25 protein-coding genes are annotated in these 20,457 nt (G+C 71.6%); 14 read left to right on the forward strand and 11 right to left on the reverse strand.

The window, feature by feature from the left end:
- Nucleotides 1-90: 90 nt before the first annotated feature.
- From mshD to VT52_RS20020, 7 genes are all read right to left on the reverse strand, one after another.
- Nucleotides 91-1,017, reverse strand: coding sequence for a mycothiol synthase (mshD, locus tag VT52_RS19990; protein WP_046422607.1), 927 nt, complete (start codon nucleotides 1,015-1,017; stop codon nucleotides 91-93).
- A 145-nt stretch (nucleotides 1,018-1,162) separates the two neighbouring features.
- The gene (locus VT52_RS19995) at nucleotides 1,163-2,644 is read right to left on the reverse strand and encodes a sensor histidine kinase (RefSeq protein ID WP_046422609.1); all 1,482 of its coding nucleotides are present in this window, start codon (nucleotides 2,642-2,644) and stop codon (nucleotides 1,163-1,165) included.
- The gene (locus VT52_RS20000; protein ID WP_046422611.1) at nucleotides 2,641-3,375 is read right to left on the reverse strand and encodes a response regulator transcription factor; all 735 of its coding nucleotides are present in this window, start codon (nucleotides 3,373-3,375) and stop codon (nucleotides 2,641-2,643) included. Before VT52_RS20000 ends, VT52_RS19995 begins: the two co-directional genes overlap by 4 nt.
- Before the next feature lie 125 nt (nucleotides 3,376-3,500).
- Nucleotides 3,501-3,749, reverse strand: coding sequence for a hypothetical protein (locus VT52_RS20005; protein ID WP_046422613.1), 249 nt, complete (start codon nucleotides 3,747-3,749; stop codon nucleotides 3,501-3,503).
- A gap of 92 nt (nucleotides 3,750-3,841) precedes the next feature.
- Nucleotides 3,842-4,897 (reverse strand): S1C family serine protease, encoded by a 1,056-nt coding sequence (locus VT52_RS20010; protein WP_046422616.1) that lies wholly within the window; start codon nucleotides 4,895-4,897, stop codon nucleotides 3,842-3,844.
- Between the two features lie 142 nt (nucleotides 4,898-5,039).
- Nucleotides 5,040-6,065, reverse strand: a complete 1,026-nt coding sequence (locus VT52_RS20015) for a LacI family DNA-binding transcriptional regulator (protein WP_079175139.1) — start codon at nucleotides 6,063-6,065, stop codon at nucleotides 5,040-5,042.
- Between the two features lie 86 nt (nucleotides 6,066-6,151).
- The gene (locus VT52_RS20020; RefSeq protein WP_046422620.1) at nucleotides 6,152-6,931 is read right to left on the reverse strand and encodes a winged helix-turn-helix transcriptional regulator; all 780 of its coding nucleotides are present in this window, start codon (nucleotides 6,929-6,931) and stop codon (nucleotides 6,152-6,154) included.
- Between the two features lie 179 nt (nucleotides 6,932-7,110).
- Here VT52_RS20020 and VT52_RS20025 point away from each other — a divergent pair, with 179 nt between their 5' ends.
- Genes VT52_RS20025 through VT52_RS20035 form a run of 3 tightly spaced genes read left to right on the forward strand, consistent with a single transcriptional unit; the run spans nucleotide 7,111 to nucleotide 9,484 of the window.
- Nucleotides 7,111-7,935 carry an alpha/beta hydrolase gene (locus VT52_RS20025; RefSeq protein WP_107481386.1) on the forward strand — a complete coding sequence of 275 codons (825 nt, stop codon included), beginning with the start codon at nucleotides 7,111-7,113 and terminating at the stop codon, nucleotides 7,933-7,935.
- A 51-nt stretch (nucleotides 7,936-7,986) separates the two neighbouring features.
- Complete coding sequence (locus tag VT52_RS20030) at nucleotides 7,987-8,241, forward strand: MoaD/ThiS family protein (protein ID WP_037653452.1); 255 nt, start codon at nucleotides 7,987-7,989, stop codon at nucleotides 8,239-8,241.
- A gap of 4 nt (nucleotides 8,242-8,245) precedes the next feature.
- Nucleotides 8,246-9,484, forward strand: coding sequence for a chromosomal replication initiator protein DnaA (locus tag VT52_RS20035; RefSeq protein WP_046422622.1), 1,239 nt, complete (start codon nucleotides 8,246-8,248; stop codon nucleotides 9,482-9,484).
- 81 nt (nucleotides 9,485-9,565) lie between these two features.
- Here the strand turns inward: VT52_RS20035 and VT52_RS20040 are convergent, their stop codons facing one another.
- Together VT52_RS20040 and VT52_RS20045 are read right to left on the reverse strand one after the other, a co-directional pair.
- The gene (locus VT52_RS20040; RefSeq protein ID WP_046422623.1) at nucleotides 9,566-9,844 is read right to left on the reverse strand and encodes a DUF397 domain-containing protein; all 279 of its coding nucleotides are present in this window, start codon (nucleotides 9,842-9,844) and stop codon (nucleotides 9,566-9,568) included.
- Nucleotides 9,826-10,668 (reverse strand): DUF5753 domain-containing protein, encoded by an 843-nt coding sequence (locus VT52_RS20045; protein WP_046422624.1) that lies wholly within the window; start codon nucleotides 10,666-10,668, stop codon nucleotides 9,826-9,828. Before VT52_RS20045 ends, VT52_RS20040 begins: the two co-directional genes overlap by 19 nt.
- Nucleotides 10,669-10,842: 174 nt before the next feature.
- Here VT52_RS20045 and VT52_RS20050 point away from each other — a divergent pair, with 174 nt between their 5' ends.
- Genes VT52_RS20050 through VT52_RS20060 form a run of 3 tightly spaced genes read left to right on the forward strand, consistent with a single transcriptional unit; the run spans nucleotide 10,843 to nucleotide 11,734 of the window.
- Nucleotides 10,843-11,115, forward strand: coding sequence for a hypothetical protein (locus VT52_RS20050; RefSeq protein WP_046422625.1), 273 nt, complete (start codon nucleotides 10,843-10,845; stop codon nucleotides 11,113-11,115).
- On the forward strand, nucleotides 11,112-11,339 hold the full coding sequence (locus VT52_RS20055; RefSeq protein ID WP_046422626.1) for a hypothetical protein: 228 nt from the start codon (nucleotides 11,112-11,114) through the stop codon (nucleotides 11,337-11,339). The genes VT52_RS20050 and VT52_RS20055 overlap by 4 nt, the downstream gene beginning before the upstream one ends.
- Nucleotides 11,340-11,371: 32 nt before the next feature.
- Nucleotides 11,372-11,734, forward strand: coding sequence for a DsrE family protein (locus tag VT52_RS20060; protein WP_046422627.1), 363 nt, complete (start codon nucleotides 11,372-11,374; stop codon nucleotides 11,732-11,734).
- A gap of 34 nt (nucleotides 11,735-11,768) precedes the next feature.
- On the opposite strand, the gene VT52_RS20065 is transcribed toward VT52_RS20060, so the two are convergent.
- Nucleotides 11,769-12,086 (reverse strand): DUF3099 domain-containing protein, encoded by a 318-nt coding sequence (locus tag VT52_RS20065; protein WP_079175140.1) that lies wholly within the window; start codon nucleotides 12,084-12,086, stop codon nucleotides 11,769-11,771.
- 115 nt (nucleotides 12,087-12,201) lie between these two features.
- On the opposite strand from VT52_RS20065, the gene VT52_RS20070 reads away from it, so the two are divergent.
- The 8 genes from VT52_RS20070 to VT52_RS20100 all read left to right on the forward strand — a co-directional run bounded on the left by VT52_RS20070 (nucleotide 12,202) and on the right by VT52_RS20100 (nucleotide 17,910).
- The gene (locus VT52_RS20070) at nucleotides 12,202-12,945 is read left to right on the forward strand and encodes an LmeA family phospholipid-binding protein (protein ID WP_046422629.1); all 744 of its coding nucleotides are present in this window, start codon (nucleotides 12,202-12,204) and stop codon (nucleotides 12,943-12,945) included.
- A gap of 233 nt (nucleotides 12,946-13,178) precedes the next feature.
- Entirely contained in the window at nucleotides 13,179-13,259 is an 81-nt protein-coding gene (locus tag VT52_RS39725; protein ID WP_350751515.1) for an Ms5788A family Cys-rich leader peptide, read from the forward strand.
- A gap of 125 nt (nucleotides 13,260-13,384) precedes the next feature.
- Complete coding sequence (locus VT52_RS20075) at nucleotides 13,385-14,230, forward strand: sulfurtransferase (RefSeq protein ID WP_046422630.1); 846 nt, start codon at nucleotides 13,385-13,387, stop codon at nucleotides 14,228-14,230.
- 30 nt (nucleotides 14,231-14,260) lie between these two features.
- Nucleotides 14,261-14,548, forward strand: coding sequence for a DUF1416 domain-containing protein (locus VT52_RS20080; RefSeq protein ID WP_046422631.1), 288 nt, complete (start codon nucleotides 14,261-14,263; stop codon nucleotides 14,546-14,548).
- 186 nt (nucleotides 14,549-14,734) lie between these two features.
- Nucleotides 14,735-15,505 (forward strand): hypothetical protein, encoded by a 771-nt coding sequence (locus tag VT52_RS20085; protein ID WP_079175141.1) that lies wholly within the window; start codon nucleotides 14,735-14,737, stop codon nucleotides 15,503-15,505.
- A complete protein-coding gene (locus VT52_RS20090) occupies nucleotides 15,502-16,251 on the forward strand; it encodes a hypothetical protein (RefSeq protein WP_046422632.1) in 750 nt (249 codons plus the stop codon). The genes VT52_RS20085 and VT52_RS20090 overlap by 4 nt, the downstream gene beginning before the upstream one ends.
- Nucleotides 16,248-17,123, forward strand: coding sequence for a hypothetical protein (locus VT52_RS20095; protein ID WP_079175142.1), 876 nt, complete (start codon nucleotides 16,248-16,250; stop codon nucleotides 17,121-17,123). The genes VT52_RS20090 and VT52_RS20095 overlap by 4 nt, the downstream gene beginning before the upstream one ends.
- A gap of 211 nt (nucleotides 17,124-17,334) precedes the next feature.
- Nucleotides 17,335-17,910 (forward strand): heme-binding beta-barrel domain-containing protein, encoded by a 576-nt coding sequence (locus VT52_RS20100; RefSeq protein WP_046422633.1) that lies wholly within the window; start codon nucleotides 17,335-17,337, stop codon nucleotides 17,908-17,910.
- Between the two features lie 195 nt (nucleotides 17,911-18,105).
- Here the strand turns inward: VT52_RS20100 and VT52_RS20105 are convergent, their stop codons facing one another.
- Nucleotides 18,106-20,316, reverse strand: a complete 2,211-nt coding sequence (locus VT52_RS20105) for an ABC transporter ATP-binding protein (RefSeq protein WP_079175143.1) — start codon at nucleotides 20,314-20,316, stop codon at nucleotides 18,106-18,108.
- Nucleotides 20,317-20,457: the final 141 nt, after the last annotated feature.

Consider the following 20,457-nt stretch of genomic DNA (forward strand, 5'->3'; position numbering starts at 1 on the left):
CCCTTTCACTAATTGAGTAGTGAAAGGGTGGTGCAAAGAAGGGGCGGCCGTCAAGGCGACCGCCCCTTAAGTAACTTTGATGGTCCTATGTCACGTCTCGGTCCGGTACATCAGGTCCGTCTCGTACGTACGGAAGCCCAGCCGCTCGTACACCGAGACCGCTGCCTTGTTGTCGGCGTCGACGTAGAGCATCGCGGTCGGCAGCCCCTGTGCGGCGAGGTGGCGCAGGCCGATGGTGGTGAGCGCCTTGCCGAGGCCGCCGCCCTGCTCGCCGGGGCGGACCCCGAGCACGTAGACCTCGCCGAGGCCCTCCTCGGCGTGCACCTTCGTCCAGTGGAAGCCGATCAGCTCCCCGCGCCGCTCGGCGAGGAAGAACCCGGCCGGGTCGAACCACGGCTGGGCCTTGCGGTCGTCCAGGTCGCGCTGGGTCAGCGAACCCTGCTCGGGGTGGTGGGCGAACGCGCCCGCGTTGACCGCGAGCCACGCGGTGTCGTCCTTGCCGGGCTCGAAGGCGCGCACGCTCACGTCCGCGGGCAGCTGCGGGTCCGGCAGCTCAAGGCCGGTCAACGCCCGCCGCATCTGGCGCAGTTCGCGGAACAGGGTGAGGCCGAGCACCTGGGCGAGATGGCGGGCGGCCGGGTGCCCGCCGTGCGCCCACACCCGCAGCCGCTTGCCGGAGGCGGCGAGCAGGGCCGCCCCGAGCGCCCGCCCGTGCCCGTGCCCGCGGTGCTCGGGGCCGACGACGAGCTCGGCGGCCGGCGCCTCCACCGGATCGGTGTCCTCCAACTGGGCGTAGCCGACGAGTTGGCCGTCGACGGTCAGCAGCAGATGCGAGACGCCCTCCCGGGCTCCCCCGCGCAGCTGAAGACGGCCCTGCTCGGACACCGGCTGCTGCCCGTCGACCCGCGCGGCCTCGCCGAGCAGGGTGAGCACGGCCTCGGCCTGGTCCGGGGTGAGCGCGGAATGGGTCTCGATGGAGCGGGCCGGGAAGGCCCGTACGGTGTCGTCGCTGCTCATGCGTACGAGAGTACGGGGCGCACGGGAAACCCGGGCAGAGGCGCTCGGCCCGCCCCGCGCCGCGCGCCCGGGTGCGGCAGCCGGTCCGCCGCCCCTCCGGGCCCGCGCGCCGAGGACCGGGTACGGTTACGCCCCGGTCATCCGCTCAGCCCGGCACCTCGGCCGCGGCCGGTTCCGGTGGGGGGACCGGGGCTCCCGGCAGCCGTACCGTCGCCACCGAGCCGCCGCCCGGGGCCGGGGTCAACGTGACCTCGCCGCCGGACTGCCGGACCGTACGGGCGACGATGGACAGGCCGAGGCCGGAGCCGGGGAGGGCACGGGCGCCGGGGGAGCGCCAGAAGCGGTCGAAGACGTGCGGGAGTTCGTCCTCGGGGACGCCGGGGCCGTGGTCGCGGACGGTGAGGACGCCGTCGGTCAGCCGGACCTCCACGGTGCCGCCCTCGGGGCTGAACTTCACCGCGTTGTCCAGGATGTTGACCACCGCCCGCTCCAGCGCGGACGGTTCCCCGACCACGAACCAGGGCTCCAGGTCCGCCGAGATCGTCAGCTCCGGGCCGCGCAGCCGGGCCCGGCGCAGCGCCGCCTCCACGGTGTCCTGGAACGGCACCACCTGCACCCGCTCGCCGCGCTGCCCCTCCGAACGCGACAGCTCCTGCAAGTCGCCGATCAGCGAGGCCAGTTCCGTCATCTGCGCCTTCACCGAGTTCAGCAGCGCCTTGCGGTCCTCGGGCGGCAGCGGGCGGCCGGTCTCCTCGCTGCGGGTGAGCAGTTCGATGTTGGTGCGCAGCGAGGTCAGCGGGGTGCGCAGCTCGTGCCCGGCGTCCGCGATCAGCCGCTGCTGGAGTTCCCGGGAGCCGGCCAGCGAGGCCGTCATGGAGTTGAAGGACCGGGACAGGCGGGCCACCTCGTCCTCGCTGTCGTCCTCCACCGGGATGCGGATGGTCAGGTCCTCGGTGCGGGAGACGTGCTCCACGGCCTCCGTGAGCTTGTCCACCGGCCGCAGCCCGGCCCGCGCCACCGCGAGGCCCGCGGCGCCGGCGCCGAGGACGCCGACCCCGGAGACCAGCAGCAGGACGAGCGCCAGGTCGTTGAGGGTCTTCTGGGTGTTCTTCAGCGGTACGGCGATCATCATGGCCGCGCCCGGGTACAGCTGGGGACCCACGTTCGTGTCGATGACCAGCGGCATGGTGAGCACCCGGACGTCGTTGCCCGCGGTGTCCGTGCCGTTGCGCAGGATGCCGTCGCCGTGGATCACGGCCTCGCGGACCACGGTCCGGTCGACGTCGGTGGTCTTCACCGCGCCCGCGGAGTCGCTCGGGACGCAGGCCGTGCCGTCCGGCTTGACCAGCTGGCTGTAGACGGTCTCATGGGTCCGCAGGACGCCGTAGGGCGAGGTGTCCGCCGGCTTGTGCGGGCACTGGGAGAGCAGGTTGTACACCGTCTCCGCCGCCGGACGCGGCGCGGTTCTGCGCAGATCGTTGTCGATCTGCTCGTACAGCTTCCCCTGCACGATGAACCAGCAGGTCACCGACACCGCCGCCACGGCGAACGCCACCGCCGCCGCGACCAGCACGGCCAGCCTTGCCCGGATCGGCAGTGAGCGGTAGCGCCGTACGACCTTGTTCACTCGGCGCCGCCCTGCCGCAGGACGTAGCCCACGCCCCGCACGGTGTGCACCAGCCGGGGCTCCCCGCCCGCCTCGGTCTTGCGGCGCAGGTACATCACGTACACGTCGAGGGAGTTGGAGGACGGCTCGAAGTCGAAGCCCCAGACCGCCTTGAGGATCTGTTCCCGGGTGAGGACCTGGCGCGGGTGCGCCAGGAACATCTCCAGGAGCGTGAACTCGGTGCGGGTCAGCTCGACCGGCCGGCCGCCCCGCGTGACCTCCCGGGTCGCGAGGTCCATGCGCAGGTCGCCGAAGGTGAGGGCCTCGTCCGCCTGGGCCGCCGGGGAGACGGCGGCCGCGTAGGAGCTGCGCCGCAGCAGGGCGCGGATCCGGGCGAACAGCTCGTCCAGCTCGAAGGGCTTGACGAGGTAGTCGTCGGCGCCCGCGTCCAGGCCGGTCACCCGGTCGCCGACCGTGTCGCGGGCGGTGAGCATGAGGATCGGGAGGGTGTCCCCGCCGCCGCGGATGCGGCGGGCCGCCGTCAGACCGTCCATCCGGGGCATCTGGATGTCCAGGACGACCAGGTCCGGCTGGTACGCCGCGGCCTTCTCCAGCGCGTCCGCGCCGTCGACGGCGACCTCCGTGTCGTACCCCTCGAAGGCGAGGGAGCGCTGGAGCGCCTCGCGTACGGCCGGCTCGTCGTCGACGATCAGGATGCGCTGGGTGTCACGGTCGCCTTCGGCGGGGCTCATGCTCGCGATTCCTTGTGGAGATGGGTCGTGTGGTGGGGTTCGTCCGTGTTCGGGTCGTTCGGGGGACTTGGTGAAGCGTCCTCCAGCCTCCCATGGTGCCGGGCCGGGAGGCACGGACGCCAAGATCAGGCCGTGAGGGCCGCGAGATTGCGCATCGCCGTCAGCCGGTGCAGCGGCACCTTGTGGCCCCGGCGGTGGTGCCGGTCGGCGGAGCTGCGGCGCAGTCCCATCAGCTGGGGGACGTGTGCCGGGACGATCTCCGCGGCGCGGGGTTCGGGGGCGGCCGGCGTGTGCAGCCGGCGCGCCACCGCGAGGGCGACGACGAGGTCGGCCGGGCCGAGGCCCGCTTCCCGGTGGAAGGTCAGCTGGATCATGATGTTCCTCCAGACACCCCGAGTGGCGCTGAAAGGTCCTGGTGAGGACCGGGTGAGGCCCCGATGAGGACCGGCTGAGGCCCTGGTGGGCCCTAGTTCCGCCCGCCCGACCGCAGCTTGGCCAGGTCGGACTTGACCGTGTTGACGGGGATCGCGAAGCCGAGGCCGATGCTGCCCGCGTCCGAGGACGAGGACGCCTGCTGGCTCGACGAGTACATCGCGGAGTTGATGCCGATGATGTTGCCGGCCGCGTCGATCAGCGCGCCGCCGGAGTTGCCGGGGTTGAGGGAGGCGTCCGTCTGGATCGCCTTGTACGTCGTGGTGGACGAGCCGGTGTCGCCGTTGAAGTTGCGGCCGCCGAACTGGAACGGCCAGCTTCCGTCGCCGCCCTGGCCCTGCGCCTGGCTCTCGTCGGTGGGCACGGTGACGTCCCGGTCGAGCGCCGAGACGATGCCGCTGGTGACGGTGCCGGTCAGGCCCTCGGGCGAGCCGATCGCCACGACCGAGTCGCCGACCTGCACCCCGCTGGAGTCGCCGAGGGCCGCCGCCCGCAGCCCCGAGGCACCCTCCAGCTTGATCAGCGCGAGGTCCTTGGAGCTGTCGGTGCCCACCACGTCGGCGGTGTAGCTGTGCCCATCGCTGGTGCGCACCTTGACCGACTGCGCGCCCGCGATGACGTGGTTGTTGGTGACGATCTCCCCGTTGGACGAGATGACCACGCCGGAGCCGGTCGAGGAGCCGTTGGCGAGGGTGGCGTTGATCTCCACCACGCTCGGGCTGACCGCGGCCGCGATCGCGGCGACATCGCCCTTCTTGCCGGCCGGCACCACGGCGGTGCTGGTCCCGGTGGCGGTCACGCCGTCCTTCCCGGTCAGCTCCTGGAAGCCGTAAGCGGTGGCGCCGCCGACCGCGGCCGCGACGATCGCGACCGCCGCGAGGAGGGCGGCCGAGCCCCGGGCGCGCCCGCGCCTGCGCTCCGGCGGCTGCTCCGGCTCGACGGGCGGCAGGGGCGAGGTGGCCGTCGGCTCGTACGCCGGCGGGGGCGGCCACTCCGGGTTCACGGGAGCGGAGTAGCCGTACTGCTGACTGTACGGACCCTGCGGATCGTCGTAGTCGTACTCGCCGCTGCGGCGGAAGCTCTCGGTCATGCAAGAAGCCTCCCCGGTGACCATGAGAGCTTCCTGAGTGCTCGCTGAAAAGCCCGGCAGAACCTCGTTTGCCCGATATAAAGACGCCTCTCGGCGCTCGGCGACGGCTCTCACCGGCCTCCAAGGAGCGCCGACGACGTTGTCAGTGCCCGCAGCCGCAGGAGGGGCGCACCACCAGCCGGGAGGGGAACGTCTTCAGCCGCTCGCGCCGGGACCCCGCCACCCGCAGCCCGTCGTCCAGCACCAGGTCGACCGCCGCCCGCGCCATCGCCGAACGGTCCGAGGCGATCGTGGTCAGCGGCGGATCGGCGAACGCGGCCTCCTTGATGTCGTCGAAGCCCGCCACGGCCAGCTGGCCGGGCACGTCGATGCGCAGCTCGCGGGCGGCCCGCAGCACGCCGATCGCCTGGTCGTCGGTGGAGCAGAACATCGCCGGGGGCCGCCGCGGCCCGGACAGGATCTCCAGGGCCGCGCGATAGGCGTCGTACCGGTTGTACGGCGCCTCGAACAGCCGGCCCTCGGTGCTCAGGCCCGCCTCGGCCATGGCCCGCTTCCAGCCCTCGACGTGGTCGGAGACCGGGTCGCCGACGGCCGGGGTGTCCGCGGTGCCGCCCATGCAGGCGACGTAGGGGTGGCCGTGCTCCAGCAGGTGGCGCACGGCGAGCTGGGCGCCACCGAGGTCGTCCGTCACCACGGCGACGTCGTCGATGGCCTCGGGCCGCTCGTGCAGCAGCACCACGCGGGCGTCCCAGGCGTCGATCTCGGCGGCGGCCTGGCCGTTCAGCGCGTGGCTGACCAGGATCAGGCCGGAGACCCGCATCCCGAGGAAGGCACGCAGATAGTGGACCTCACGCTCGGCGATGTAGTCGGTGTTGCCGACCAGCACCATCTTGCCGCGCTCGGAGGCGGCCTGTTCCACGGCGTGCGCCATCTCCCCGAAGAAGGGCTGGCGGGCGTCCGGGATGATCAGCCCTATGAGGTCGGTGCGCCGGGACGCCATCGCCTGGGCGACCCGGTCCGGGCGGTACCCCAGCTCCTTGATCGCGGCGAGGACACGCTCGCGCGTGGCCGGGGCGACCGGCCGGGGTCCGTTGTTGATGACATAGCTGACGACGGCGGTGGAAGTCCCCGCCAGCCGCGCCACATCATCCCTAGTCACCTTGGCCACGCGCGGAGTCTACGCGGATTGACCCAGTTCGGGCAGGGTGTTCCGCGCTCTCGCCGTGCGCGGGTAATCGTCGGGACGTGTGGGGATCAGGCGTCCGCGTGGACCTCGTCCGCGACCGGGGCGCCGGACGCGTCCGCATCGTCCGCCTTGGTCCGGTTCGCCTTCGCCTTGGCCTCGTCCCCGCCCCGGTCGCCCTTCTCCGGGGTGACGAATCGATAACCGACGTTCCGTACGGTGCCGATCAGCGACTCGTGCTCCGGGCCGAGCTTGGCCCGCAGCCGCCGTACGTGCACGTCGACGGTCCGGGTGCCGCCGAAGTAGTCGTAGCCCCACACCTCCTGGAGCAGCTGGGCGCGGGTGAAGACCCGGCCCGGGTGCTGGGCGAGGTACTTCAGCAGCTCGAACTCCTTGAAGGTCAGGTCGAGGACCCGGCCCTTGAGCTTGGCGGAGTAGGTCGCCTCGTCCACCGAGAGGTCGCCGTTGCGGATCTCCATCGGCGAGTCGTCGTGCGTGAGCTGCTGGCGCCCCATGGCGAGCCGCAGCCGCGCCTCGACCTCCGCCGGACCCGCCGTGTCGAGGAGCACGTCGTCCACGCCCCAGTCGGCGGTGACGGCGGCGAGGCCGCCCTCCGTGACCACGAGCAGCAGGGGACAGCCGGGACCGGTGGAGCGCAGCAGCTGGCACAGGCTGCGCACCTGCGGCAGGTCGCGGCGGCCGTCGACCAGGATGACGTCGGCGCCGGGCGTGTCGACCAGTGCGGGGCCCTCGGCGGGAGCGACCCGCACGTTGTGCAGGAGCAGGCCGAGGGCCGGCAGGACCTCCGTCGACGGCTGAAGGGCGTTGGTCAGGAGCAGCAGAGAACTCATACGTCTGGTTCCTCCTCGGTCCCTGCGAGAACTGTGCGGACGGGCACTGCTCTGCGTTCCCGAAGGCCCGTACACCGGGGGACGCCGGGGGAGTCCCGCTCCGTATACAACGCTTCCGAAAGCACAAAAGGACCCGGTGGCAACGCTGCCCGAGTCCTCTGCCCAGCAGAATAGCCCACATGAGCATTCGCCCGGCAGGAGATGTGGCACGTTCCACCGTACGTCCGGATGACGAGACAGGCAGACCAGGTCCTGTCCGGACATACCTGCGCACGGCGGACGGCGTTCCGGTCGAGGCCGTATACGACCCGGGGGCGGCCGTATACGACCCGGACGCCCCGGTGCTGGTGGTCGCGCACGGCTTCACGGGGGACGTGGACCGCCCGCACGTACGAAGGGTGGCGGCCGGGCTCGCCCGTTACGGCGCCGTGGTGGCCTTCTCCTTCCGCGGCCACGGGCGCTCGGGCGGCCGCTCCACGGTCGGCGACAAGGAGGTCCTCGACCTCGCCGCCGCCGTCGCGTGGGCGCGCGGCTTCGGGCACGGGCGCGTGGCGGCCGTCGGCTTCTCGATGGGCGCCTCGGTGGTCCTGCGGCACGCGGCCCTGTGCCCCGGCACGGCGGACGCGGTGGTCGCGGTCAGTTCGCCCGCCCGCTGGTACTACCGGGGCACCGCCCCCATGCGCCGGCTGCACTGGCTGGTCACCCGGCCCGAGGGCCGCCTGGTCGGCCGCTACGGCCTGCGCACCCGCATCCACCACCGCGACTGGGACCCGGTACCGCTCTCTCCCGCCGAGGCCGTCCCCCTGATCGCCCCCACCCCCCTGCTGATCGTGCACGGCGACCGCGACGGCTACTTCCCGCTCGACCACCCCCGGATGCTCGCCGACGCCTCCGGCGGCCACGCCGAACTGTGGCTGGAGCCGGGCATGGGCCACGCGGAGCACGCCGCGGACGACGCCCTGGTGGACCGCATCGGGGACTGGGCCGCCCGCCGGTCCGGCTAGCCTGGCTTCCGTTACTTACTGACTTTTACCAGCCGTCGATTGAGGAACCAGATGCCCAAGGTCACGGTGCGCTACTGGGCCGCCGCCAAGGCCGCGGCCGGTGTCGCCGAGGAGCCGTACGACGCGGCCACCCTTGCCGACGCGCTCACCGCCGTGCGCGCCCGGCACCCCGGTGAACTCACCCGCGTGCTCCAGCGCTGCTCCTACCTGATCGACGGCGACCCCGTCGGCACGCGCGCGCATGAGACGGTACGGCTGGCCGAGGGCGGCACGGTCGAGGTGCTCCCGCCGTTCGCAGGAGGGTGAGTCGATGACCGACCAGCCGTATCAGGGCGTCCCGTACGAGGGCTACGACCCGTACCAGCAGCCCGCCCCGCAGCAGGACTGGCAGGGGGCCGCCCCGCAGGGCGCCCAGGAGGGCTACGACCCCCAGCACACCCAGACCTGGCAGGGCCAGACCTGGGAGACCCGGACCCACGCGCCGGTACAGGCGCCACCGGAGGCGACGGCGTACCTGCCGCCGGTGACGGGGTACCCGCAACAGGGCTACCAGCAGGAGCAGCCGGGTACGGCTCAGCCGCAGTACCAGCAGATGGGCCACCCCGGCCCCCAGCCGATGGCGCAGATGCCGCAGCCGCACCCGACGGCACAGCCGCACCCGCAGCCGATGGCCGGACCGGGGCCGGCGACCCCCTCGGCCGCCGCGCCGGTCTCCGCGCCCGAGCCCCCCGCCGGGGAGGCTTCCGGTGACGGACCCTCCTACGGCCCCGCGACGCTCGCCGGCAACTCCAGGGTCACCGACGCGCAGCGGGCCCGCCTGGAGGGCCGTTCACCGATCATCGAGCCCGGGATGCAGCCGGCGCTGCTCACCGCGCTGCTCGGCCTGCTCCTGGCCGCGACGGCGGGCCTCGGCTCGTACGCCCTGGCCGTCCCGCTGGTGCTCCTCCAGGCCGTGACGGCGGCGGGCTGGTTCCGGCTCAACGGCATGTGGCCGGCCCGGCAGGGCATCGCGCTGGCCTTCGGGGGCGGTCTCGCGGCCGACGCCGCGGTCCTGGGCGCGGGCCGCGGCAACGCCCCCGCCGCGATCCTGGGCACCCTCGGCGTCTGGGTCCTGCTCTCCCTGGTCCTGCAGCTCCGCTCGCACGCCTCGCCGGACGAGCGGATGTACGGCCTGATGGCGACGGTCGCCTCCGCGGCTCTGGCGATCCTGGCCACCGGCTACCTGGGCGCCGACCCGCACGCCACCTCGGTGGGCGCCGCCGCGGTGGCGGTCGCCGCGGTGACGCGTGCGCTGCCGCTGCCGACCCCGGCGTCGGTCGTGGTCTCGCTGCTCGCCGCGGCGGGCGCGGGCATCGCCGTGGGCGGCATGACCGGCCTCGGCGCGGACGGCGCCCTGCTGGGCGCCCTGGCCGGCGCCTGCGCCCTGGTCGGCCACCGCGTCGCCGGCTACGACTACCCCTCCCGCTTCGTGCACTTCACCGCGGGTGTCGCCCTGCCGCTGTCGGCGGCGGCACCGGTGGTGTGGGCACTGGGACGGGTGCTGGGCTAGGCGCCGGTCGGACGGCTCCGGCGTTTGTCCGCCACGGCCTGGTCGGTACGCCGGGCGTCGTACGGCACTTGCGGCCGTCGCTCACCGCCCGGCCCTGACCCCGCTCACGAAGGCCGCCCAGGCGGGGGCGCCGAAGAGGAGGGGGGTGCGGGTGGTGTCCTTGCTGTCGCGGACGGGGACGAGGGCGGGGAGGTTGTCGGCGAACTCCAAGCACTGGCCGCCGTCCTGGTTGCTGTACGAGCTCTTGCGCCAGGCGGCGCCGTGGAGGAGGTCGTCGGAGACCTCGACGCAGGCGCCGCCGTCCGAGTTGCTGTAGCTGCTCTTGCGCCACGTGATGGTGCTCAAGTCGATGGCTCGCATGGCGCTTCCTCCAGCATCCGCTTGATGAACTCCCGCGATCTGTCCGGAGACAGGGCCAAATCGCGTACCCGATCGTATCGGAGCTGGAGCGCCTCAACAGCTGTTGCCTCTTGGACGAGTTCGCCCGAATATCCCGTCTCGATCCAGACTGCGGACCGACCGTCGGCGCCTCGCAGGAACATGGCGTCAGTGTTCGACAGCCCGTGCAGGCCAGACGACAACGGCAGTACCTGAACGGTGACGTTCGGGTGCTTCACAACCTCCAGGAGATGGCTCAATTGCGCACGCCATGCCTCCGGGTCGCGAAGCGGGCTACGCATCACGGTCTCGGCGAGGATAGTGCGGAACTGCGGTGCCCCGTCCACGAGTAGCAGTTCGCGACGCCCCATGCGAGCCGCTACTTGCGCATCCAGGTCCGCCCCGCTCAACCCGCCCTGCTGGAGTAGCTCCGCTGCGTATTCAGGGGTTTGCAGAACACCAGGCAGATTCGAAGCGGCGAAGTGCCACATACTCACCGCGCCCGCCTCCCGCAGCATGTACTCCCGATACCGCTCCTTGAACTGCGTCGGGTCGGCCTTCGCCAGTTCCCACAGGGTGAGCAGCTTGTCGCCCGTGCCGTAGAACGTGTCCAGGGCCACCACGGTCTCCGGGCCCCCGAGCGACTGGCCTTTCTCCATCTTGCTGAAGAGGGTCGGGTCCCAGCCCACCTGCGCGGCCAACGCCCTGAAGGTCAGGTGCCGTTCTTCCCGGAGCAACCGCAACTCCTCGGCGAATCGAGCCCTCGGCTCCTGGCTGCGACCCGTGATCGCCCGTCGCTGCGGCACCGCGCCCTCCCCGGTTTGTGGAATTTGTGGCACATGGCCCGCGCGACCTGGCACAAGGCGCCGTTCCGCGCGTTCGCGCCTGCGTGCCGGGCCATCCTCGTATCAGGCCAGGAACCCGCAGAGTATTGCAATTGGCCGATTTCGTATAGAAGTTGGAGCAAAGGAGCAAAACAGATGTGCACGGATCCAGCCACCCGGGACACCCGGGCCCGTCTCTACGACCGCGCCCGTCTCAGCGCCGAGGTGCGGATCGCCAACGAGCGGGCGGTGGCGCTGCCGCCGGACCCCGACGACCTGAGCCGGCCGCCCCGGCCGGTGCCGGGCTGCTCGGCGTGCCTGACGCTCGCGGAGCGGCGCGAGGCGGCACGCGCGGAGCGCGACCGCAGCGCGGAGACGGACGCGAACGTCGCGCTCCGCAGGCACCAGAGGGAGGAGCACCGCCCGTGACCGGGAACGACGAGAACCGGGCCCCGCTGAACCTCGGATACGCGATCCCGCCGCCGCTGTTTCCGCCGCCGGCCCGGCCGCCCCGGCCCGAAGTCCCCGCCCCCGGCGTCGTGCCGCGCCGGCGTCACCGTGCCCGCAGGGTCGACGGCGCGTTCGTGAGCGGCGCGCTGTCAGTGCTCAGCCTGGCGGGTCTGCTGGTGGCACTCGCCGTGGTGGCGGTCTGAGCCGCGCTCGCACCGCGGGCTACCCTTCCGGCATGGCGAAGAAGCTCGTGATCAAGGTGACGGCCGGGGCGGACGCCCCCGAGCGCTGCTCGCAGGCGTTCACGGTGGCGGCGGTGGCCGTGGCCAGCGGGGTCGACGTCTCGCTGTGGCTGACCGGGGAGTCGTCCTGGTTCGCGCTGCCGGGGCGGGCCGCCGAGTTCGAGCTGCCGCACGCGGCCCCGCTGCCCGATCTGATCGACTCCGTCCTCGCGGCCGGCCGCGTCACGCTGTGCACCCAGTGCGCGGCCCGGCGGGAGATCACGGAGAAGGACGTCATCGAGGGCGTGCGCATCGCGGGCGCGCAGGTCTTCGTCCAGGAGGCGCTGGCCGACGACGCGCAGGCGCTCGTCTACTAGGTCCGCCGGTATCGCGCCTACCAGCACGGGTCCCTCAGGAGCGCGGGCGCTTCTTGCCGTCCAGCTCGTCCCACCACTCGTCGGACTGGGGATCGCCGGAGGGGTCGTCCCACCAGCGGTCCTCCGGCCCCCGCCGGTTCGCGATCATCGCGGCGACCGGCGGGATCACCATGGCGACGACGCACATGCCGACGGCCGCCGGGACGGACCAGATCCGTACGACCCCCCAGGCCAGGACGAAGAGGCCGATACAGATCCCCATCATGGCGAAGTACACGTGACGTCGCCGTGCGTACATGTCTCCAGGGTAGGGCCGGGCGCCCCGTTCGGCGCCATGGTGGCGGCCGTCCACAGCGTCCGGGCGACCGCGTGCCCTGTCACAGCTGATCGACACTTATCCTCCGCGAAGCCGCGCGGCGTTACCGTGGCGTAGCCGTGACCTACGTCGACCTGGGGGGAAACACCACATGCGCGCCCTGCGAATACTGCTGATCATCGTCGTGGTCCTGGGCGGGTTGTTCGTGATCGCGGACCGGGTGGCGGTGCACTTCGCCGAGGGGGAGGCCGCGGACAAGCTGAAGTCGTCGGAGAACCTCTCGGCGACGCCGAACGTGGACATCAAGGGATTCCCGTTCCTCACCCAGGTCGCCGGCGGCTCGCTGGACGACGTCGAGGTGGGGATCAAGAGCTACGAGGCCACCGGCCAGGCCGGGAAGACGATCCGCATCGACGACCTGAAGGCCGACATGAAGGGCGTCTCCTTCTCCGGCGACTACAGCTCGGCCACCGCCTCCAGCGCCACCGGCACCGCGACCATCGCGTACGACGAGCTGATGAAGACCGCCAAGTCGCAGCCCACCGACATCGGCCTCGGCCTGCGGGCCAAGGTCGTCGGCCTCTCCGACGGCGGCAACGGCAAGATCAAGGTCGCGGTCAAGGTGACCGGCACCGTCGCCGGCGCCATCCCCGTCGACCGCACGGTCTCCGTCCTGAGCACCGTCAGCGTCGTGAACAACAAGGTCGAGGTGCACGCCGACTCCCTCCCCTCGATCGCCGGGCTCGGACTCGCCGAGGGCCGCGTCCGTACGATCACCGACTTCCAGTCGGTCGTCGACCAGCTGCCGGGCGGCATCAAGCTGGACAAGGTGGAGGCCGCAGAGAACGGCGTCAAGATCAGCGTGAAGGGTTCGGACGTCAAGCTGGCGGGGTGAAGGCCGCGAAGGCCGCGAAGGCCGTGAGGGTACTGAAACGGCCCGGGTGGACGCCGTTCGTCCGACAGGCGAGACGGTGACGTCCGTACCGTAGATGTGAGGGCGCGCCCGAGCGCCCGGAGGCCCTCTCCCCGGCCGCCGGGCGCTCTTCTCGTCCCGCCATTCGGACGATCGTGTCTCGCCATGCGACACACCGGTGACACACGCGCCTTCGCGTACCTACGATCGAGCCCATGAAGCGACAGGCGGATCTCACGAAGCGGCGGGCAGTCGACCTGTGCCGCGTCGCCGCCATGCTCTGTCGCCCCTTCTGAGCGGAAGTTCCGCTTCCGCGTCTTCACCCCCGCCCTGCTAGGGCACCCGTGCGCCGCTCGCACCCCGGGCGTGCGCCCCTTCGCACTCGCACGCCCCGCCGTAACTGCCCCGGAGGAGAAAGAGCATGAGTCGCAGCGACGTCCTGGTCGACGCCGACTGGCTGCAGGAGCACGTGGACGATCCGGCCATCGCGATCGTCGAGGTGGACGAGGACACGTCCGCATACGAGAAGAACCACATCAAGAACGCGATCCGCATCGACTGGACCAAGGACCTCCAGGACCCGGTGCGCCGTGACTTCGTCGACCAGGAGGGCTTCGAGAAGCTCCTGTCGGAGAAGGGCATCGCCAACGACCACACGGTGATCCTCTACGGCGGCAACAACAACTGGTTCGCCTCGTACGCCTACTGGTACTTCAAGCTGTACGGCCACGAGAACGTCAAGCTCCTCGACGGCGGTCGCAAGAAGTGGGAGCTGGACGCCCGTGAGCTGGTCGCCGGCGACGAGGTCCCCGAGCGCGCGAAGACCTCGTACACGGCCAAGCCGCAGAACACCGCGATCCGCGCCTTCCGTGACGACGTCGTCGAGGCGATCGGCGTCCAGAACCTGGTCGACGTCCGTTCCCCCGACGAGTTCTCCGGCAAGCTGCTCGCCCCGGCCCACCTGCCGCAGGAGCAGTCGCAGCGTCCGGGCCACGTCCCGAGCGCGCGCAACATCCCGTGGTCGAAGAACGCCAACGACGACGGCACGTTCAAGTCGGACGACGAGCTCAAGGAGCTCTACACCGCGGAGAACGTGGACCTCGCCAAGGACACGATCGCCTACTGCCGCATCGGTGAGCGCTCGGCCCTGACCTGGTTCGTGCTGCACGAGCTGCTCGGCGTGCACAACGTCAAGAACTACGACGGCTCCTGGACCGAGTACGGCTCCCTCGTCGGCGTGCCGATCGAGCTCGGCGCCAACAAGTAAGCGATCCCAAGCGACCTCAGGAGAAACAGCATGTGCGGAGCGAAGGCCGGTGGCCCCGACGCCTCGACGATCAAGCCCGGTGAGACCACGATCCAGGGTCAGGTGACCCGCGACGGCGAGCCGGTGACCGGCTACGTCCGGCTGCTCGACTCGACCGGCGAGTTCACCGCGGAGGTGCCCACCTCGGCGACCGGTCAGTTCCGCTTCTACGCGGCCGAGGGCACGTGGACCCTGCGCGCGCTGGTGCCCGGCGGCTCCGCCGACCGCACGGTCGTCGCGCAGCAGGGCGGGCTCGCGGAGGTCGCCATCGCCGTCTGACCGACAGCGCGGAAGGGCCGTACCCCTGGGTTGGACGCCAGGCGGGGTGCGGCCCTTCGGCATGTCCGGACATTCTCATGCTTCCCCGAATCGTGATCCTCCGGCATACAACTCCATGCACATGTCATCAGTCTGCTGTGCGTGCGCGGACCATCGAATCCGCGTTCCGTGCCGCGAGGGGATGTCTTGGAAGCGTTAGAGGAAGCCGAACCGGAAGCCGGTCCTACGGAGGAGGGGGAGAGACCCGTCGCCCCGCTGCGGCGTGGCCGCACCGCCGCACCGATCGCCGTGGCCGCCGCCCTCGGGATCGTCGCGGGAGGCTGTGCCGGGTACGTCGTCCAGGCCGAGCGGCCGCCCACCCGGCCGGCGCCGTTGTCGCAGCCGGTGCTGAGGCAGGGCAAGGGGACGGTCCCGGTCCTGACGGCGGCCGAGGACCGCCAGGTCAGGACCGACGGGGACCTGCGCAAGCTGCTGCTGCCGAAGCCGCGCGGGGCGCGGGACAGCGTGCTGGCGGAGGGCACGGACGGCTGGCTGGACCTCGCGGGGTACGCGGGTGACTTCAATGACCCCGGGGGCGCCTTCAGGGACCAGCTGGCGGACGAGTTCCGGCGCGCCGCCGTCACCAGCTGGAAGAGCGACGGGACGTACGACATCGAGATCAGGCTCGTGCAGTACCGCCAGGAGACGAAGCCGGCCGCGCACGAGGAGGCGGGGCACGAGCAGTACTGGTCGTCGATCGAGCCGGACACCGACAACCGGCCGGTGCCGGGCACCGGGGACGGGGTGGCGTACGTGCACCACCGGCCGCAGACCCAGGCCGGGTATCAGCCGCAGTACAAGGCCGAAGCTGCCGCCTCGCGCGGCGACATCCTCATGGAGGTCTGGGTCCACGGCTCGAAGCCGGTGCCGATGAAGACGGTCCTGGATCTGGCGAAGCGGCAGGTGGGGCGGCTGTGAACAGGACAGTGGGCAAGCGGATCGGGGTCGGCGCGCTCGCCGTCCTGGTCGTCGCCGGGATCGCGTCCACCGCCGTGATCGTCGCGGAGGCCGGCCGGGACCCGGGCGCGCCCGGGTGGCGGATTCCGCCTGCGGCCGCCGCCGGGGGCACCGGGCCGGACACGTCCGGGCTCGGGGGGATGCTGCTGCCCTACACGTGGGGCGCGGGCGGATACGGCCGCGGTCCGGACATCGAGGAGTACGGCTCGGACGTCGAGCTGAGCGGGCGCCAGGCCACCGCGCTGCGCAAGCAGGCGGTCGCGGACTGGCCGGCGGACACCCGGCGCAAGCTCGACGATCTCATCGACAAGCAGCACGTCAGCGGCATGGCCATGCGCAGCTACGCGAGCATCGACTCCTGGTCGGTGAACGGGCGGCACTCGTTCACCGTCACCTTCCAGCTGATGCGGATGGGAAACCGTGATTCCGTGCGCGCGATGGACGCGAGCCAGAAGGCGCTGTTCTCCGTCCTCGACGTCTTCCGCAAGGGGCCCGCGATCAAGGGACACAAGGAGGCCGCCTGCTTCCTGACGCCCAAGAACGACGGGGAGAAGCTCGACCGGATGTTCTGCTCCGCCGCCGAGGGCGATGTCCTGGTGGACGTCCAGGTCTCCGGGCACCGGCCGCTGGACGGCAACGCCGTCGCCCTGTTCGCCGGGCGCGAGCTGGACCGCGTCAAGGACAAGGACCCGGGGGAGGCCGTATGAGCGAGCAGCAGGCCGAGGGCCGCACGGCCGAGCAGGACGTGGCCGGCCAGGACATCACCGAGCGGGAGGACGCGGGGGCTCAGGACACGGGGGCTCAGGACACGGGTGTCCGGGAGCGCCGGCGGTTCGGCGGGGCGCTCCGGTGGGTCGCCGCCGTCGCCGTGTTCGCGGTGTGCGGTGCCGGTACGGCTTACGGCGTCACCCGGATCGAGCGCACCGACATGCCCGGTCTGGCCACCGCCTCGGACGGCCGCTGGGACTACCCGGAGCTGGTCCGCCCTCCGCTGCCCGCCGGCCGGCCGGCGCCCTTCGCCGACTCCAACAAGGCCGCCGCCCACTACGCCGACCTGCGCCGGCTGGTGCTGCCCGCGCCGAAGGGCGCCACGGTGGACGAGGCGCTTGCGGGAGACCACGGCTGGGTGAAGCCGGGGACGTTTCTCGCGGAGTACGCGGCCAAGGAGGACCGGGAGGCCCTCGCGGGCACGTTCACGGACGAGGGCCTGCGGCACATCGCCGCCCGCGGCTGGACCACGCCGGACGGCACCCGCACCCGGATCTATCTGCTCCAGTTCGGCACCGGCCTGATCGCCGGGGACGTCCAGCAGTCCCACTTCGCCGGTTACGACCGGGCGCCGTACCTCCTGCGCGGGGCGCCCAGCACGGTGGCGGAGGACTTCCCGGCGCACGCCGAGGTGCCGAACGTGTCGGTGTCGGCGTACGAGGAGACCAAGCCGTTCGGCGCCGAGCAGGTCCGGCAGGCGTACCTGGTCGCCGGGGACGTGCTGGGACTCGTCGTGCAGTCGCGCGCGGGCGGCACGAAGACGGTGCCGTTCCAGCAGACGGTCGTGCTCCAGGAGGAGCTGCTCGGCTGAACCCCACCTCGGAAAGAGAGCCGGGGCCCGGCCGCGTAAGCTGGGCCCCGGCTCTGTCGTATGCCCACCCTCGCTCAAGGAGCACCCGTGGAGATCTTCTTCGAAACCCTGCTGGTCCTGGTCTGCGTCGGCGTGCTCGCCTTCGCCTACCTGACCGTGAAGAAGCTGTACCAGGGCCAGCGCTGACCCTCCCACCAGGAAAGCTCCGCTCATGATCGAGATCCCGTCCGACCTGCACAAGGACCTCGTCCCGCTCGCCTTCCTCCTCGGCGACTGGGCCGGCGCGGGCGTGCATGACTTCCCCGGCTCCGAGAAGTGCAACTTCGGCCAGGAAGTCACCTTCACCCACGACGGCCGGGACTTCCTGGAGTACCACTCCCGCGCCTGGGTGCTGGACAACGACGGCAACAAGGTCCGCCCGCTGGAGACCGAGTCCGGCTTCTGGCGGATCGACGCCGGCCGCAAGGTCGAGGTCACGATGACCCGCGACGACGGCACCATCGAGATCTGGTACGGCGAGATGGCCGACAAGAAGCCCCAGATCGACCTGGTGACGGACGCCGTCGCCCGGACCGCCGCCGCCCAGCCGTACACCGGCGGCAAGCGGCTGTACGGCTATGTGAAGAGCGACCTCATGTGGGTCGGCGAGAAGCAGACCCCCGAGGTCGAACTGCGCCCCTACATGTCCGCCCACCTGAAGAAGGTCGTCACCCCCGAGGACGTCGAACGCTGGGCCAAGGCCCTGCCGGACGACATGCCGGACAACGGCATCGCCTTCTTCAAGTAGGCCGCCTTCCCCTTCGGCCTTCGCGGTCTTCGCGGGATCGCTCGGGTGGGTACGACCGCCGAGCCGGGCGGCGTGTCGCTCGCGGTCGGCGGGCCGGGGTGGTGGACCGCGGCCGGTGTGCGCACGCCTTGTGCGCCTGTCCCCCCGGACGCCGCCTCCCGCGAGGGCGGTCCGCCCCGCCGTGGCGGACGGGGGTCAGCTCTCGTGCCAGGGCGGCTCGTCGCGGAACAGCGGCCGGCCGTCCGGAAGCCGGGTGAGGATGCCCCGGGGTGCGTCCTGCGGGTACCCGAGGAAGCCGGTCTCCTCCGGGTACCGCGTCGGCACGTCCGCCGCCGACTGCGCCGGCGCCCCGCCGCCGTACCCGATGGGCTCCCACCCGTTCCCGCGTGTTGCCTCAGAAGACGAGGAGGTCCCGCGCCCGGACCGCGCCGGCCAGGCGAATCGTAGGGTCTGTGTGCTGGACAGCGGAAGGCGCAGCTCGCCCGTGTCCATCAGGGGGTTGTGCTGCGACTGGTGCAGCCGGGCGTACGCACCGCCCCTGACCAGCAGGTCCTCATGGCGGCCGGTTTCCACGATGCGGCCCCGGTCCACGACGAGGATGCGGTCGGCGTCCGGCGCCAGATCCAGATCGTGGGTGATCACGATGGTCGTGCGGCCGCTCATCAGGCGACGCAGCGGCTTCACGAACCGGCGCGCGGCCATCGCGTCCAGTCCGGTCGTCGGTTCGTCCAGTACGAGGACGGGCGAGTCCCGCAGGATGGCGCGGGCCAGCGCGAGACGCTGGAGCTGGCCGCCGGAGAGCTGCGCCGAGTGCGGGTCGACCAGCGTGTCGTACCCCTCGGGCAGCCGCACGACGAAGTCGTGCGCGTCGGCCGCCCGCGCCGCCTCCATGATCGCTCGGTCGCTCGCCCCGGGGCGCCCGCAGGCGATGTTCGCGCGCACGGTGTCGTGCAGCACGAGGGTCTCCTGAGGCAGCAGCGTGATGTGCTCGCGCAGCCGGGCCAGCGGAAGACCGCTGACCGGAGCGCCGTCGAGGAGTACCGAACCGTGGTCGGGGTCGTAGAAGCGCAACAGCATCTTGGAGATCGTGGACTTGCCGGCGCCGCTCGGTCCGGTGACGACGACGAGTTCCCCGGGCTGGACGGTGAAGGACAGGTTCTTCAGCGAGTCCTCGTCCGCGCCGGGGTAGCGGAAGGAGACGTTGCGCACCTCCACGGCTCCCTGGGGCCGTCCCTCCGGCTGGTACGTGTTCATGTTCCCGTACGCGAACGAGTGCGGGTCTGCGTACGGGAGAGGCTCCGGGTCGCCGACCGAGGGCTGGGCGTCCAGCACCTCGATCAGGCGTTCGGCCCCGGCCTTCGCCGCCGTGATCGTGAGATTGAGCTGGGCGAGGCTGCGGACGGGCGGGTACAGATAGCCGAGGAAGGCGGAGAAGGCGAGGAGCTGCCCGAGGGTCATACGCCCGGTGGAGATCTCCCAGGCCCCGATGCCGATCACCGCGAGCACGCACACGGTCTCGATGACCTGGACGAGCTGCTCGTACGCCTCGGTGAGGCGCTGGGAGCGGACCGAGGCACGGAACCAGGAGTCCGCCTCCTTCTTCAGCCGCCCACGCTCGGCGTCCCCGCGGCCGTACGCCTGGGTGAGGACGATGTTGCCGAGCGATTCCTCCACCACGGACGTGATCGCGCCGTCGGCGGCCCGGCCCGCCCGCGAGACGTCCCCGAGCAGACCGGAGAAGCGGCGGGCCGCCAGCCAGAACAGCGGCGCGAGGACGAAGGTGGCCGCGGCCAGGTCCCAGCGCAGCCAGATGGCGGCGATCGCGTAGAAGAGCGCGCTGAAGGCCGCGGACGCCGCGCCGACGAGACCGGACACGACCATGGTCTCGATCGCCTCGACGTCACTGGTGAGCCGGGACAGCAGATCGCCCTGCCGGTGCCGTTGGAAGAAGTGCGGGGGCAACCGCTGGACGTGGCTGAAGACATGGTCGCGCAGCCGCATCACGAAGCACTCGGTGAGCCAGGAGGCGAGCGAGTTGCCCGCGTAGCCCACGATCGCGCCCACCACCGCGACCCCCAGCCACTCGGCGGCCGGGCTCCAGAACGCCCCCAACGAGCCCTTCTCCAGAGCGTTGTCCGTGAGATCGCTGAACAACAGGATGGCCTCGGTCTCGGCGAGCGCCGCGCCGATCGCGCACAGCCAGACACACAGGAGACCGGCCCGCAGCCCTCTGGTCAGGGGCCAGAACCGCCGGAACGCGGTACGCGTGGCGATGACCGGGGCGTCACCGGTCTCGTACTCGCCGTGCTCGTCGCGTTCCCCGTCGCCCTCGCGTGCACGGTATTCGCTGTACGCGGTGGGAATGCCGGATGTGTGGGCGTCTCCGTAATGCTCCGTGCCGGTCATGTTCCCAGAATCGGCGATGGGTCTTGGTCGCCCCTTTGGATTTCCTCGGAAAGACCTGAGAGAAATTTCTGGAATGGAATGTGTTCCGTGCGGGCGGGAAGAAAGGCGGAAAGAGGGCCGACGGTGCACCGTCGGCCCTCT

Source organism: Streptomyces malaysiense, assembly GCF_000980885.2.
GTDB lineage: Bacteria > Actinomycetota > Actinomycetes > Streptomycetales > Streptomycetaceae > Streptomyces > Streptomyces malaysiense.

Excerpts from the sequence above, each read along its gene's own strand:
- mshD (WP_046422607.1), bottom strand. The coding sequence starts at position 1,017 with ATGAGCAGCGACGACACCGTACGGGCCTTCCCGGCCCGCTCCATCGAG.
- VT52_RS20025 (WP_107481386.1), top strand. The coding sequence starts at position 7,111 with ATGAGCATTCGCCCGGCAGGAGATGTGGCACGTTCCACCGTACGTCCG.
- VT52_RS20060 (WP_046422627.1), top strand. The coding sequence starts at position 11,372 with ATGGCGAAGAAGCTCGTGATCAAGGTGACGGCCGGGGCGGACGCCCCC.
- VT52_RS20005 (WP_046422613.1), bottom strand. The coding sequence starts at position 3,749 with ATGATCCAGCTGACCTTCCACCGGGAAGCGGGCCTCGGCCCGGCCGAC.
- VT52_RS20105 (WP_079175143.1), bottom strand. The coding sequence starts at position 20,316 with ATGACCGGCACGGAGCATTACGGAGACGCCCACACATCCGGCATTCCC.
- VT52_RS20050 (WP_046422625.1), top strand. The coding sequence starts at position 10,843 with ATGTGCACGGATCCAGCCACCCGGGACACCCGGGCCCGTCTCTACGAC.
- VT52_RS20095 (WP_079175142.1), top strand. The coding sequence starts at position 16,248 with ATGAGCGAGCAGCAGGCCGAGGGCCGCACGGCCGAGCAGGACGTGGCC.
- VT52_RS20075 (WP_046422630.1), top strand. The coding sequence starts at position 13,385 with ATGAGTCGCAGCGACGTCCTGGTCGACGCCGACTGGCTGCAGGAGCAC.
- VT52_RS20000 (WP_046422611.1), bottom strand. The coding sequence starts at position 3,375 with ATGAGCCCCGCCGAAGGCGACCGTGACACCCAGCGCATCCTGATCGTC.
- VT52_RS20010 (WP_046422616.1), bottom strand. The coding sequence starts at position 4,897 with ATGACCGAGAGCTTCCGCCGCAGCGGCGAGTACGACTACGACGATCCG.
- VT52_RS20020 (WP_046422620.1), bottom strand. The coding sequence starts at position 6,931 with ATGAGTTCTCTGCTGCTCCTGACCAACGCCCTTCAGCCGTCGACGGAG.
- VT52_RS39725 (WP_350751515.1), top strand. The coding sequence starts at position 13,179 with ATGAAGCGACAGGCGGATCTCACGAAGCGGCGGGCAGTCGACCTGTGC.
- VT52_RS20030 (WP_037653452.1), top strand. The coding sequence starts at position 7,987 with ATGCCCAAGGTCACGGTGCGCTACTGGGCCGCCGCCAAGGCCGCGGCC.
- VT52_RS20035 (WP_046422622.1), top strand. The coding sequence starts at position 8,246 with ATGACCGACCAGCCGTATCAGGGCGTCCCGTACGAGGGCTACGACCCG.
- VT52_RS20100 (WP_046422633.1), top strand. The coding sequence starts at position 17,335 with ATGATCGAGATCCCGTCCGACCTGCACAAGGACCTCGTCCCGCTCGCC.
- VT52_RS20070 (WP_046422629.1), top strand. The coding sequence starts at position 12,202 with ATGCGCGCCCTGCGAATACTGCTGATCATCGTCGTGGTCCTGGGCGGG.
- VT52_RS20080 (WP_046422631.1), top strand. The coding sequence starts at position 14,261 with ATGTGCGGAGCGAAGGCCGGTGGCCCCGACGCCTCGACGATCAAGCCC.
- VT52_RS20040 (WP_046422623.1), bottom strand. The coding sequence starts at position 9,844 with ATGCGAGCCATCGACTTGAGCACCATCACGTGGCGCAAGAGCAGCTAC.